At 63.5% G+C, this 14,002-nt stretch carries 12 protein-coding genes; 8 read left to right on the forward strand and 4 right to left on the reverse strand.

Annotation, left to right across the window (positions count from 1 at the left end):
- Positions 1-26: 26 nt before the first annotated feature.
- The 4 genes from SB659_RS03020 to SB659_RS03035 form a co-directional block, all read right to left on the reverse strand.
- On the reverse strand, positions 27-1,202 hold the full coding sequence (locus tag SB659_RS03020; protein WP_410549438.1) for an adenylate/guanylate cyclase domain-containing protein: 1,176 nt from the start codon (positions 1,200-1,202) through the stop codon (positions 27-29).
- A complete protein-coding gene (locus SB659_RS03025; RefSeq protein WP_284977769.1) occupies positions 1,192-1,785 on the reverse strand; it encodes a PH domain-containing protein in 594 nt (197 codons plus the stop codon). The genes SB659_RS03020 and SB659_RS03025 overlap by 11 nt, the downstream gene beginning before the upstream one ends.
- Positions 1,778-2,701 (reverse strand): biotin--[acetyl-CoA-carboxylase] ligase, encoded by a 924-nt coding sequence (locus tag SB659_RS03030; protein ID WP_410549439.1) that lies wholly within the window; start codon positions 2,699-2,701, stop codon positions 1,778-1,780. Before SB659_RS03030 ends, SB659_RS03025 begins: the two co-directional genes overlap by 8 nt.
- Positions 2,702-2,786: 85 nt before the next feature.
- Positions 2,787-3,689, reverse strand: a complete 903-nt coding sequence (locus SB659_RS03035; protein WP_410549440.1) for an SDR family oxidoreductase — start codon at positions 3,687-3,689, stop codon at positions 2,787-2,789.
- 215 nt (positions 3,690-3,904) lie between these two features.
- Here SB659_RS03035 and SB659_RS03040 point away from each other — a divergent pair, with 215 nt between their 5' ends.
- The 8 genes from SB659_RS03040 to SB659_RS03075 all read left to right on the forward strand — a co-directional run bounded on the left by SB659_RS03040 (position 3,905) and on the right by SB659_RS03075 (position 13,904).
- The gene (locus SB659_RS03040; protein ID WP_410549441.1) at positions 3,905-5,488 is read left to right on the forward strand and encodes an acyl-CoA carboxylase subunit beta; all 1,584 of its coding nucleotides are present in this window, start codon (positions 3,905-3,907) and stop codon (positions 5,486-5,488) included.
- Entirely contained in the window at positions 5,485-5,739 is a 255-nt protein-coding gene (locus SB659_RS03045) for an acyl-CoA carboxylase epsilon subunit (RefSeq protein ID WP_410549442.1), read from the forward strand. Before SB659_RS03040 ends, SB659_RS03045 begins: the two co-directional genes overlap by 4 nt.
- A gap of 62 nt (positions 5,740-5,801) precedes the next feature.
- The gene (locus SB659_RS03050) at positions 5,802-7,484 is read left to right on the forward strand and encodes a DUF885 domain-containing protein (protein ID WP_410549443.1); all 1,683 of its coding nucleotides are present in this window, start codon (positions 5,802-5,804) and stop codon (positions 7,482-7,484) included.
- A 90-nt stretch (positions 7,485-7,574) separates the two neighbouring features.
- A complete protein-coding gene (locus tag SB659_RS03055; protein ID WP_284977758.1) occupies positions 7,575-7,952 on the forward strand; it encodes a YbjQ family protein in 378 nt (125 codons plus the stop codon).
- Positions 7,953-8,010: 58 nt separating this feature from the next.
- Positions 8,011-8,742: a TetR family transcriptional regulator gene (locus tag SB659_RS03060; protein ID WP_284977756.1), complete on the forward strand. Its 732-nt coding sequence runs from the start codon at positions 8,011-8,013 to the stop codon at positions 8,740-8,742.
- 1 nt (position 8,743) lies between these two features.
- Positions 8,744-11,269, forward strand: coding sequence for an MMPL family transporter (locus SB659_RS03065; RefSeq protein WP_410549444.1), 2,526 nt, complete (start codon positions 8,744-8,746; stop codon positions 11,267-11,269).
- 34 nt (positions 11,270-11,303) lie between these two features.
- Positions 11,304-11,975 carry a Maf family protein gene (locus SB659_RS03070; protein WP_410549445.1) on the forward strand — a complete coding sequence of 224 codons (672 nt, stop codon included), beginning with the start codon at positions 11,304-11,306 and terminating at the stop codon, positions 11,973-11,975.
- Between the two features lie 60 nt (positions 11,976-12,035).
- Entirely contained in the window at positions 12,036-13,904 is a 1,869-nt protein-coding gene (locus SB659_RS03075) for an acetyl/propionyl/methylcrotonyl-CoA carboxylase subunit alpha (protein ID WP_284977750.1), read from the forward strand.
- Positions 13,905-14,002: the final 98 nt, after the last annotated feature.

Consider the following 14,002-nt stretch of genomic DNA (forward strand, 5'->3'; position numbering starts at 1 on the left):
GCGTCCTCGCTGTAGGGGTCGGTTTCTTAATCGAGTACCAGGCCCTTGCCGCGTCCGCGGGCCAGCATCACCGGATGGATCTCCCCGAAGCCACGGACATTTTCCGACTTTTGCGGAACCAGCACGAACCTATCATCCTGCCCCAGCGCCGCCGCGGTCATCGCGTCGACGAGGACCGTGCCCGGCTGCGCAAGCGTGGTGAGGCGGGCGGCCAAATTGACTGTTGGACCGTAGATATCGCCCAGCCGGGACAGGATGCGCCCCCACACCATGGATACCCGGCACTGCGGAAGGATTTCATCCTCGGTGAAGGCCTGCGCCAACGCCAAAGAAATTTCGGCCCCAGCAGCTGGCGTCTCTGCGATGTAGAGCACTTCATCGCCCACGGTTTTTACCAAGCGGCCACCACCGACCGAGATGATTTCAGCGCACTTGTTTTCGAAGCGCTGCACCAACTGGGCCAACGTTTTCTCGTTCATGCGGCGCGAAAGGCTGGTGTAGGAGACCAGGTCAGCGAAGCCCACTGCCCGGGCCAAGGGCAGCGGGGAATCGTCTTCGTCTCCCTCGCGTCCCTCTTCGCTTGCCTGCAGCCCGGCTTCGGCGCGAACGGCCAGCCGCTGGATCCCGGCATTGAGCTGGCGGCGGTATGAGTAGACGAGGATTTCTTCCAAGGAATCCACCAGCGCAGGCAGTTGGGCCACCAGTTGCTTCCGGGCCACGGCGTCCGGGATGCCTTGTTCGGACACCATGTCCTCCACGAGGGCTTCAACCTGCCAAACCACCATGCGGTCCGTCATCTGGCCGATGGAACGGGTTACCGAAATCGCGGCTTCCTCAGTGAGGAGCCCGGCACGGACCAAATCGAGGATCCTCGTCAACGCAGCCTGGTCACGCTCAGTAAAGGCAACGTCTTCGTCCCCGAAGTTCGGGAAACCGAGGGCGCGCCACACCTTCCGCGCGGACAGGATGGACACACCCGCACCTGCGGCAACTTCACGACGGCGGAGCTTGCGTTCCCCACCAAGGAGCTTCGCCTCGAGCGCTTTGATAGCCACGCGCTCTCCGGACATCACACTTGTGGGTGGCCCTGGGACCGTAACCGGTGCGGACTCAGCGTCGGTGTCCTCATCCACGGAAGGTTCGGTTTCGGCGTCGAACGCTTGCTCCAGGTCCTCGCTGGACTGCTGATCCTCAACGCTCATCTCTTCCACCTTCTCTCGACTCCCACGGCACCACATCAAATTCCGGCACTATTCCACGCTCAAAACCCTCGCTCCGCGGGAGCTCATCCATTGCATCCAGGATGAAACCACGGAACTTCAGGGCCTCAGGAACGTCGGCCAGCACGGCCGTTCCGGAGTGCCCGGTATCCAAGGATATATTCCCGGACCGCAATGACCGTTGAAGGAGGCTCTGGTGCAGCCCCACGTCGCGGACGGCCATCAGCGAAACCTGCCAATCGTCCCGCCGAAACATTCCGTATTTGGCAAGTATTCGTCGGCTGGTCAGGATGTACCTGATGGAGCGCCAGCGCAGCACCCGTTTGAGGCTGTACCCCAGTAAGAACCACACCGCCAGCGCTACGCAAGCACCCATCAGCCACGGCGTCCATGCGCTGGTGACGAATGATGCCAGGCGCTGCGGGTTTCCCCGTGCAACCCACGCTGAAGCGTAGGCCGCCAACGCAGGAACCACGATGAACGCAAGCAGCGGGAACAACAACGAACGCGCTTGCGGCCGGGTGATGGTGATGACCTGCTCCCCCGGAAGCAATTCTTTACGCATAACCGCTTTCTGTGGCGCGCAAGTGCACCACGTCCCCGGCCGTCACTGTGTGCTCCCTGCCGCCGTGGTCAACAACGAGCAAGGAGCCGTCCTCGTCCAGCCGGGACGCGTGCCCCACCAGCTCGTTATCGCCAGGCAGGTGTGCACGGACTTCCCTGCCCAAAGTGACCATGGCCGTCTCCACTCGCTTGTGTAATGACGAGCCACCTGCCAAGCCGGCTGCCGGGTCTCCTTCGGAATTGCAGAAGCTCCGGTAGAGCCTGGCGAAACGGGAGAGGTAGCTTTTCAGCAACGCTGTTCGGTCCGTGGTCGTGGCCCCTTCCAGGACGAGCGAGGTTGCAGTGGGTACGGGCAACTCTTCCTCGGTCAGGGTCACGTTGAGGCCCATGCCCAGGATCACGGCAGGAACGGTGCCGTCGCCCAAGGGTGTCATCTGTGCGAGGATGCCCGCGATCTTGCGGCCGTTGACAAGGACATCGTTGGGCCACTTAATATCTGCCGCCACTCCGGCCGTGTCCTGCAGGGCCTCGCGGAGGGCAACTGCGGCCAAGAGGGAAAGCCACGAGTAGCTTTGCGTCCGCACCGGCGCGCCGTCGGAGGTTACCGGGCGCAACACCATGGACACCGAAACCGCCGAACGCTCCGGCGATTCCCAGTGTCGATCAAGGCGTCCGCGCGCGGCCGTTTGGTGTTCGGCCGTCAGGACGGAAAGGTCCGGCCACCGCGCAGGGTCTGAGGCCACGGCCCCCACCAGGTCCTGGTTGGTGGAGCCCGTGGACTCCACGACGCTCAATTGTGCGACGCCTGTTGCCGAAAGAAAGTCCGGGTCGAGCAGTGATTCGCTGTCCAGTTTGGGGCGTTCCTGCCCGGCCAATGGGGGGACGGGTCCGCTGAGCCCCGGCTGTTCGGCATCCATAACTGAATCTTAGCCAGTCGCAGCCTTGCGCCGCCCATAGAACTCCACTAATCAGCCGGTTGGGGACCGCTGGTGTTCGGTTTTACTAAAGGAAGATGTCCGGCACCAGTCGGTCTTCCGGGACTCCAAGGCTGTACGGAGCGAAGTCCGTGACACCCGCGGCCCGCAGCACCTGTTCATCTGTATAGAAGTTCCCCGTTGCTGCGCCGCCGGTCAGGATGGCGTGGGCGGCGTCTGCCATGATCTCCGGCCCGCGCGCGGCCTGGACGATCTGCGCTCCTCCCGGCATGTTGCGGATCGCGGCCGTGTCGATGAGGGTGCATGGCCACAGGGAGTTGACCGATACGGCGTCGTCCTTCAGTTCCTCGGCGAGCCCCAGCGTGGTCAGGCTCATCCCGTACTTGGCCATCGTGTACGCAAGGTGCATACCCGCCCACTTGGGGTCAAGGTTCAAAGGCGGGGACAACGTAAGGATGTGGGCGCGGCCCGAGCGCGCGCCCGCTTCACGCAAGGCCGGCAAGGCGAGCTTGGACAGCAGGAATGTGCCGCGCACGTTGATGTCCTGCATGAGGTCATAGCGCTTCATGTCCACAGCATCGGTTCGGGACAGGTCGATCGCAGAGGCGTTATTAATTACGACGTCGATGCCTCCGAAACGCTCGACGGCAGCGGCAACGGCGGCCGCGACGTCCTCGTCGTTGCGCACATCCCCGACCAACGGCAACGCTTGGCCGCCTGCAGCTGCGAGTTGTTCGGCTGCGCTGAAGACGGTTCCCTCCAGCTTGGGATGCGGTTGACCGGTCTTTGCCATGAGCACGATGTTCGCGCCGTCGCGGGCGGCACGCATGGCGATGGCCAGGCCGATCCCCCGGCTCCCGCCGGACATGAGGATGGTCCTGCCCTTGAGCGAACCCGTCGCCACGTAAGGGCTGTTGGTGCTCGCCGGGTTCATTCCGGCCGTGGCGGAAGAGTCATTGCTGGAAGTCATGGTGACACTCTAACTCAACTATGTTACTCGCGGGTAACATAGTTGTTTCTTTGGCTGAGGCCCGGAAAATTGTAGGGTTTCTACAGCGGTTCGCGGCAAATGCGTTACTAGACTGGCCATCGAGGCCTGTTCTTTGTACGGAAGCTACTTAAAGTGGCTGCTGTCCTGCAACGAATTGCGCCAGCGACCATCAGCTACAGAGCCGGAGACACTTGATGAGCCACGATCTGACAACGACAGCGGGAAAGATTGCCGACTTCCGCGACCGCCAGGGCCGTGCCCAGCAGCCTTCCGGCCCGGAAGCGATCGAGAAGCAGCACGCACGGGGCAAGAACACCGCCCGCGAGCGCATCGACCTGCTGGTGGATCCCGATTCGTTCGTCGAGTTCGATGCCCTGGCAGTCCACCGTTCCACGGCTTTCGGCATGGAAAAGAAGAAGCCGCTCGGCGATGGCGTTGTCTCGGGGTATGGCACCGTTGATGGGCGCCTCATCGCCATCTACAGCCAGGACTTCAGCGTTTATGGCGGCTCGCTGAGCCAGGTCAACGGCGAAAAGATCGTCAAAGTCCAGGAGTTCGCCCTCCGCAACGGTTGCCCGGTTGTAGGAATTAACGACGGCGGTGGCGCGCGCATCCAGGAAGGCGTCGCTTCCTTGGCCATGTTCGCGGACATCTTCCGCAACAACGTCCATGCCTCCGGCGTGGTCCCGCAGATTTCCCTCATCATGGGGCCGTGCGCGGGCGGCGCTGCATACTCTCCCGCCCTCACTGATTACGTGGTGATGGTGGATAAGACCTCGCACATGTTCATCACCGGACCAGACGTGATCAAGACCGTCACTGGCGAGGACGTGGACATGGAAACCCTGGGAGGCGCACGGCAGCACAATGCCACCACGGGCACCTCCACCTATCTGGCGTCCGACGAAGCGGATGCTATCGAGTTCGTGCGTGAATTGCTGGATTTCCTGCCCTCGAACAACCTGTCCGAGGCTCCCCTCACAGAGCACGACCAGGAACTGGAACTCAACGACGACGACCTCGCCCTGGACGCGTTGATCCCCGATTCGGCCAACCAGCCCTATGACATGCGCAAGGTCATCGAGCAGATCGTGGACGATGCCCACTTCCTGGAGATGCAATCCCTGTACGCTCCCAACGTGATCATCGGTTACGGTCGCGTGGAGGGCCACACTGTTGGCATCGTGGCCAACCAGCCCATGCAGTTCGCTGGCACATTGGACATCTCCGCCTCGGAAAAAGCCGCCCGGTTCGTCCGGCACTGCGACGCTTTCAACGTCCCCATCCTTACCCTTGTTGATGTTCCGGGCTTCCTTCCCGGCAAGGACCAGGAATTCCAAGGCATTATCCGCCGCGGCGCCAAGCTCCTGTATGCCTACGCGGAGGCTACGGTCCCCAAGGTCACCGTGATCACCCGCAAGGCGTACGGTGGCGCCTACATCGTGATGGGCTCCAAGAAGCTCGGAGCTGACCTCAACCTCGCCTGGCCCACCGCCCAAATCGGCGTCATGGGTGCCCAAGGCGCAGTGAATATCCTGTACCGCCGCGATTTGGCAGCAGTTGCCGAGGCCGGTGGGGATGTCGAAGCCAAGCGCGCCGAAATCATCCAGGGTTACGAGGAAGAGCTACTCAACCCCTACCAGGCAGCCCAGCTGGGCTATGTCGACGCTGTCATCGCACCATCGGACACGCGCCTGCAGATCATCCGTGGCCTTCGCGCACTTCGCGACAAGCGCGCGAGCCTGCCCACCAAAAAGCACGGGAACATCCCGCTGTGAGTGCGGATCAGGCCCCCCGCCAGGGTTCGGAGCAGGCCGCGGACACGGTCGCCGTCGAACCTCTGTTCACGGTGGTCAAGGGTGAACCGTCCGCCGAAGAGCTCGCGGCGCTGGCCGCCGTCGTACTGTCCTTGGGTGGGGAGCCAGAGGCGGCGGCTGCACCCCCAACGCAAAGGCACTGGGTCCGCCGGCAGCAGCTGCGGTTGGACCCGACACCCGGCCCGGGTGCGTGGAAGCGTAGCCGCGGTTAGGGCTGCCGTCCAAGAGTTCAGCAACCCTTTCACATAGAAGCCCGCGCGGTTAGGCTCTGGGGGTGACTACTCCAAACATCCCCGCTCGCCCCGCCACGGCCATCGACGACGTAGCCAACTCCTATACGGAAAAGCTGATCGAGCTCAATCCGAGCTTCGCCACCACGCTGGGACTTCCGGGGCACGAAACCGAATACCCCGATTACTCCCCCGCCGGCGCCGAGGAACACGCCCGGGCAACGCGCTCCGCGCTGGACGCCTTGGCGGCTCTGCAGCCTACCGACGAAACCGACGTCGTCACCTTGGACGCCATGCGGGAGCGGCTGGGGCTGGAGCTTGAGATTCACGACTCCGGGTGGGACGCCGCGGACCTGAACAACATAGCGTCACCCGCCCAGGACATTCGCGCCGTCTTTGATCTCATGCCCACAGACAGCTACGAGCACTGGGAGCATCAGGCTGGTCGTGCTGCCAACGTTCCGGGCGCGATCGACGGTTACATCGAATCACTCCGCTCCGCGAAGCAGGGCGGCAAGGTGGCCGCCCGCCGCCAGGTCGGCATAGTGATTGAACAAGCCGAGCGCTACGCCGCAGACGATGGCTTCTTCGCCAAATTGGCCGCCGGCGCCACTCTTGAGGGCGCACCGCTTCCCAGTGAACTGCAGGACAAGCTCGACGCCGGAACGCGCCAAGCCCGTGAGGCATACGCTGCGCTGGCTACGTTCCTGCGGGACGAGCTCCTTCCGGCCGCCCCGGCCAAGGACGCTGTGGGACGCGAACGGTATGCGTTGTCTTCCCGGTCATTTCTTGGGGCCGAGGTGGACTTGGAAGAAACCTATGCCTGGGGCGTGCAGGAGCTTGAACGGCTCATCGGCGAGCAGGAAAAGGTGGCAGCGCAGATCCTTCCGGGCGCAAGCATCGAGGAAGCCAAGAGCATCCTCAACAACGATCCCGCCCGGCAGCTCAAGGGCACCGACGCCCTGAAAGCCTGGATGCAGGGACTCTCAGACCGCGCCGTGGCCGAACTTTCCGGCGTGCACTTCGATATTCCCGACGTCATGAAGACACTCGAGTGCAGGATCGCCCCAACGGATGAGGGCGGCATCTACTACACCGGCCCGTCGGATGATTTCTCCCGGCCCGGGCGGATGTGGTGGTCAGTTCCTGCAGGCGAAGACACCTTTACCACCTGGGCCGAAACCACCACGGTGTTCCATGAAGGAGTTCCGGGCCACCACCTCCAAGTTGCCACCGCAACCTACCGCCGTGAACTGCTCAACAACTGGCGCCGGAACGTGTGCTGGGTTTCGGGCCATGGCGAAGGGTGGGCCCTGTACGCTGAGCAGCTCGTGTTGGAACTGGGCTACCTCAAAGATCCCGGTGACCACATGGGCATGCTCGATGGCCAGCGCATGCGCGCGGCCCGGGTGGTCTTCGATATCGGCGTCCATTTGGAGCTGCCCATCCCGCAGCGTTGGGGCACCGGAAGCTGGACCCCGGAAAAGGGCTTCGATTTCCTCAAAGCGAACCTGGACATCAGCGAAGGCCAGCTTCAGTTCGAATTCAACCGGTACCTCGGATGGCCCGGGCAAGCGCCGTCCTACAAGGTGGGGCAGCGGCTGTGGGAACAGATCCGCGCAGAGCTTTCGAGCCGTGAAGGCTTCGACCTGAAGACCTTCCACAGCAAGGCCCTCAACATCGGCTCAGTAGGTTTGGACGTGTTGCGGCGGGCGTTGCTCGGCTAAGGGCGTAGGGCAGGAAATCCCCGGGGAGTTTCCCCGGGGATTTCCGCGTTTACGTGCAGATTCTGGCGTGATGGTGGGTAGGCTCGGGGCATGTTGATTGTCACCTCAAATGAAATCCCTGGCCATCGCATTGACGCAGTCTTCGGCGAAGTCATGGGCCTCACCGTCCGTTCCCGGGATATCGGCTCCCAGATGCTGGCCGGCTTCCGCTCACTCGGTGGCGGCGAGCTTCCCGAAATGACCAAGGCCCTCTACGAGAGCCGCCAGGAAGTGATGGCACGCATGGTCACTGAGGCACAGCAGCGCGGAGCCAATGCCATTGTCGCCATGCGGTTCGACACTTCCGAGATGGGCAACAATTGGACCGAAGTGTGCGCCTACGGCACGGCCGTGTACGTGTTGCCCTTGGCTGAAGGCGAGCCTGGTGCCACCGGGCAGTCAATATTCCTCAGCAAGCCGCCTGCCTGAGCAAGCCTTCTGCCCGATTCAGTTGCGCACAGTGCAAAGTTGCACTTAGTGTAAGTATGTGACTTCCCCCAGCGTCCGCTCTTCCTCCGACAACCCTGACGAGCCAGCCGACTTCGCGGCTCCGTCGCGCCGTGAACTCAACAAGGCCGCCACGCGCAGTTCCATCGCTTCGGCCGCCCTGGAGCTGCTGCGTACGAATGGCGCGGGCAATTTCACCGTTGAAGACATAGCGGCTGCCGCGGGCGTGTCCCGGCGGACCTTCTTCAATTACTTCCCCACCCTCGAGGCCTCCTTGGCGTCCGTGGCTGACGGATTCATGGACCACGCGCTGGAACAATTCCGGCTTCGGCCCGCCGAGGAGTCCATTCTCGAATCCGCCCAACATGCCCTGATGGCGTTGGCGGATCCCATGTCCGTGGCTCCCATGGCCGAATTGTTCACCCTCACCCAAGACAACCGCTCGCTGGCCAGGTCAGAGCTCGAAGCCTGGGATCACTGCACCGGACAAATAATCGATGCAGCACGCAGCAGGCTGGGGCCGGGAATCAGCGAGCTCTACCTCCATGCGCTGGCCGGCTCGGTGATTGCGTGCGGAAAAGCAGCCATGACCGTGTGGTTCACGGAACATGGCCCTGATCTGTCCGCCAAGTCCCTCGCGGCGCTCCGGCAGCACCTCATCGACGCCATGGGCCTCCTGGGGGCGGGCTTCGCACCGCCGTCGGACGTTTTCCGCCCAGCGGCGGCCGCACAAGCCCCATCCTCTGTTCCAACCACCAAAGATCGGTTCTGACATGGCCTCGTTCCTCTACCGCCTCGGCAAATTTTCGTATCGCCGCCACTGGCTTGTCATCTCCCTATGGCTGGTGGTCCTGGTTGCCGTGGGCGGTTCAGCCGCTGCGTTCCACGGCGCCATGTCAAACAACTTCACCATTCCGGGGACAGAAACCCAGAAGATGGCGGACAAGCTCAAGGACGCCCTGCCCAAGTCTTCGGGCGGCTCGGCCACAGTAGTTTTCGACGCCGGAACAGCCGGATTCGATCCGGCGAAGAAAGACGCCGTTGCCGCAGCGCTGACCAAACTCCAAACGTTGCCTGCCGTCCAAGGGACCATCAACCCCTTCACCAGCCAGGAGCAGTTGGCCAAGGCCGGGAGTGACCTCGCCGCGGGCCAGGCCAAAGCCGCACAAGGGCAGGCACAGTTGGACGCCGCCCGAGCCCAGCTGACCGCGGGCGAGGCCCAACTCACCGCTGCCCAACAGCAGATGGCCGCCGCCGGCCTCCCCCGAGCGCAAATTGATGCCCAGCTTGCCGCGCAACGCGCCCAACTGGACGCCGCCAAGGCAAAGCTCGACGCCGGGACCAAGCAAGCTGCCGACGGCGCCACCACCCTTGCACTCGCCAAGCGGCAACTCGACGCTTCGAAGGACCTGCGTTTCGTCTCCGAGGACAACAGGGCCGCGATTGCCCAAGTGCAGTTCAAAACGTCCATCAACGCCGTTGACCCAGCGGTCCGCCAGCAAGTCCAGGACATCGTCCACGGTGTCTCGTCGGCCGGCGTTACTGCGTATGCGAGCAAGGAAATCACCGAGGACGTCTCGCAGATCTTCGGAATTGCCGAGATTGTGGGCGTCGCAGTGGCGGCCCTCGTCCTCATCCTCATGCTCGGGACGTTGGTTGCTGCCGGATTGCCGCTGGTGATGGCCCTGATCGGCGTTGCCGTGGGCGTGGGCGGTACCTTCGCATTGACTGGCGTGATCAACATGAGTTCGATCTCCCCCATGCTTGCCCTGATGTTGGGTCTTGCCGTGGGCATTGACTACTCGCTCTTCATCGTCAACCGCCACCGCACGCAACTCCTTGCCGGCATGGATCCCGAGGAATCGGCGGCCCTTGCCACGGGCACGTCGGGTAACGCCGTGTTGTTCGCCGGCCTCACCGTGATCATCGCGCTGTCGGCCCTTGTGGTGCCGGGGTTGCCGTTCCTCGCCGTCATGGGTGTTGCTGCCGCAGCGACAGTCGCTGTCGCCGTCGGCGTCGCCCTGACCTTGACCCCCGCCGTTCTGGCGATGATCGGACGCAGGATCATCTCCAAGCGGGCATGGGCGAAAGCCACCCAGCACCATGCTGAACCCGGTTACCAGGCCGCTGACCGCGCGCGGGAAGAGAAGCGCAGCAGCGGCGGCTGGGGCGGCATGGTGACGCGACACCCGTGGGTTTCGCTGGTAGCCAGCATCGTCCTGCTCGGGGCGGTGGCGCTGCCTGCGTCCCAGCTGCGGCTGGCACTGCCCGACGGCGGGTCCGAGCCGGTGGAGTCGCAGGCGTTCAAGGCCTACGACCTGACCCGTACGAGCTTTGGTGAAGGCGTCACCGGCCCCATCGTGGTGGTGGCCGAGTTCCCCGAAGGCTTGAACGAGAACGACGCCAAGATCAAACAATACGACGTCGCCGACCAGCTGTGCGCTGTCCCAAACGTCACCGCAGCGGTCCCGTTTGCCCTGAGCGATGACCACAGGACTGCCGCGTTCCAGGTGATTCCGAAGGATGGTCCGGCAAGTGCCAGCACGGTCCAGGTGGTCTCCGAGGTGCGGGCAAAGGGCGCCGATATCCGCAAGAACCTCGGGGTCACCATTGGCCTCACAGGGCAGACGGCCGGAAACATCGACGTCTCAGCCAAGCTTGGGGCAGCCCTGCCGCCCTACCTCGCAATCGTCGTCGGGCTTTCGCTGATCCTGCTTTTGCTGGTCTTCCGCTCCATCGTGGTGCCTTTGCTTGCTACCGGCGGCTTCCTGTTGTCCCTCGCTGCCGCGTTTGGTGCCGTTGTTGCCGTTTACCAGTGGGGCTGGCTCGGCGGGATCTTCGATGTCCCGAACCCGGGCGCCGTGCTGAGCTTCCTGCCGATCATCCTGATCGGTGTGCTGTTCGGCCTCGCTATGGACTACCAGGTGTTCATCACCTCGGGCATGCGTGAAGCATTCATGCACGGGGAGTCGGCCAAGCATGCTGTCCGGTCCGGATTCAGCCACGCCGCAGCTGTTGTCACTGCGGCCGCGATCATCATGGTCAGCGTGTTCTCCGGCTTCATCTTCAGCCACCTCACCATGGTGCGTCCGCTCGGTTTTGCGATGGCATTCGGCGTGCTCGTTGATGCCTTCGTGGTCCGGATGACGCTGGTCCCGGCCGTGATGTACCTCCTGGGTGAAAAGGCCTGGTGGCTGCCGAAGTGGCTCTCGGGCATCCTGCCGGACGTGGACGTCGAAGGTGCCAAGCTGGACCGTTCGGACCGCGCGAAGGCGGGCTCGGAGGAACTGGTCCACTAGCTCGGTTGCGGGCCCGGGACGTTAGGGTGGAGGCGTGACCCGATTGATTCTCGCCTCCCAGTCCCCCGCCCGCACCAAGCTGCTCACCGAAGCGGGCATCGAGCATGAGGTCCTTGTATCTGACGTGGACGAGGACGCGGTGCAGGCCAAGTACGGCGTGACCGACGCGCACGATACCGCACTGCTTCTGGCCCGTGCCAAGGCGGAAGCCGTAGCCGCGTTGCCCGAATCGGACGGCGCCTTGGTGATCGGTTGCGACTCGGTCTTCGAGTTCGACGGCGAATCACACGGCAAGCCCTACACGGCAGACGTGGCCCGCGAGCGGATGCTGCGAATGAGCGGCTCCCAGGGCATCCTGCACACCGGGCATTGGCTGGTCGATTGCCGGGACACGGCGGCAGAGGCAGATGAGGACGACGCCGAACACGGGACGCCCGAGGGCACAGGAGCCACCGTTGGGGCTGTTTCCAGCGCCGAGGTCCACTTCGCCCAAATGAACGAGAACGAAATCGACGCCTACATCGCCACCGGGGAACCCCTTCACTGTGCGGGGTCGTTCACCATTGACGGCCTGGGAGGCGCCTTCATCCGCAAGGTAGACGGCGACCCGCACGCCGTCGTCGGGCTTTCCATCTCCACGCTCCGGGACCTGCTGGGCCACGCCAACGTGCCCATCACGGACCTGTGGCAAGCGGGCAACGCGTAGAACCACTTTGTAGCAACCCTACAAAGGAACAACGCCTCACACACGGAATCCCCCATCAATATGGGCGGAACCCTCACAATCGCGCTAGGCTCCTCAAGGACAGAAGGAGTCAACAACTTGTCAGCTAACCCGGCGCAGCCCATTTCCAGCCCTGTTACCAAGGTCTTGATAGCCAACCGCGGCGAGATCGCGGTGCGCATCATCCGAGCTGCCCGGGACGAGGGCCTCGCCTCCGTCGCCGTCTACGCAGACCCGGACCGCGACGCCCTGCACGTCCGCCTCGCCGACGAAGCGTACGCATTGGGCGGCAACACGGCAGCCGAATCGTACTTGGTGATGGACAAGATCATCGACGCCGCCAAGCAATCCGGCGCAGACTCCATCCACCCCGGCTACGGATTCCTCGCCGAAAACGCTGAGTTTGCAGCGAAGGTCATCGACGCTGGCATCACCTGGATCGGCCCCTCCCCCGAGGCGATCTCCGCGTTGGGAGACAAAGTCCAAGCTCGGCACATCGCCGAAAAGGTGGGCGCCCCGCTGGTCCCCGGCACTGCGGACCCTGTGGAATCCGCGGACGAGATCCTGAAGTTTGCCGAAGAATTCGGGCTGCCCGTGGCAATCAAAGCTGCCTTTGGCGGCGGCGGACGCGGCATCAAGGTAGCCCGGACCATGGATGAAATTCCCGAGCTCTACGAGTCCGCTGTCCGTGAAGCCACGGCGGCTTTCGGCCGCGGGGAATGCTTCATAGAACGCTTCCTGGATGCTCCGCGCCATGTTGAAACCCAATGCCTGGCAGACTCCTTCGGCAACGTTGTTGTGGTTTCCACGCGTGACTGCTCGCTGCAGCGCCGAAACCAGAAACTCGTCGAGGAAGCCCCGGCACCCTACCTGAGCGAAGAACAGGTCAAACGCCTCTACGAGTCCTCCAAAGCGATCCTCAAAGAAGCCAACTATCTTGGTGCCGGAACCTGCGAGTTCCTGGTGGGCCAAGACGGCACCATCTCCTTCCTTGAGGTCAACACACGGCTCCAGGTGGAGCACTGTGTGTCCGAGGAAGTGACAGGCATAGACCTGGTCCGGGAGCAGTTCCGCATCGCCCGTGGTGAAGCACTCGGCTACGACGACCCCGAGGTTCGCGGCCACTCCATCGAATTCCGGATCACCGGGGAGGACCCGGGCCGGAACTTCATGCCAGCACCGGGAACCATCAGCGCCTTGAAGAACCCCACGGGACCCGGCGTACGCATCGACTCCGGCGTGGAGCAGGGCGATGTCATCAGCGGCAACTTCGATTCCATGCTCTCCAAGCTCATTGTCACCGGCGCCACCCGCGAGCAGGCCCTCCAGCGTTCGCGCCGGGCGCTTGAGGAAATGGTGGTTGAGGGTATCCCCACGGTGATCCCCTTCGACCTTGCCGTGGTCACGGATCCTGCGTTCGCTCCTGCGGAGGGACCGTTCACCGTCCACACCCGGTGGATCGAGACCGAGTTCGTCAACCACATTCCGGCCTGGTCCGCGGGCACCCCCACGGAAGCGGCCGACGTCGGCGAGCGCCAGCGCGTCGTCGTCGAGGTCGGCGGCAAGCGCCTTGAGGTCGTCCTGCCGTCGGGTCTCGGCGGCAGCATCGCAGTGTCGGGAAGTGGAACAAGCGCCAAAGCCGGCAAGTCAAAGAAGCGCTCCCGTTCCGCCGGGCCCGCAGCGGCTGCCGCCGGCGGCAACGCGCTCACGTCGCCCATGCAGGGCACCATCGTCAAAGTGGCTGCTGCGGAGGGCGACGTTGTGGCCGAGGGTGATCTGATCGTGGTGCTTGAGGCCATGAAGATGGAGCAACCCCTCACAGCCCACCGGGCAGGAACAGTGCGGGGACTCGCAGCCGCCGCCGGGCAGACGGTCGCCGCCGGTGCAGTGATCGCAACTATCGAAGACTAAGACCAAGCACGCATTACGACGTCGGCCCCGCACCGTTTAGTGCGGGGCCGACTTTGTTCCTTAGCAGCTGGTTCTCTAGCAGCTGGTTCTTGGCAGCT

This window comes from Arthrobacter sp. SIMBA_036, assembly GCF_046535135.1.
Classification (GTDB): Bacteria; Actinomycetota; Actinomycetes; order Actinomycetales; family Micrococcaceae; genus Arthrobacter.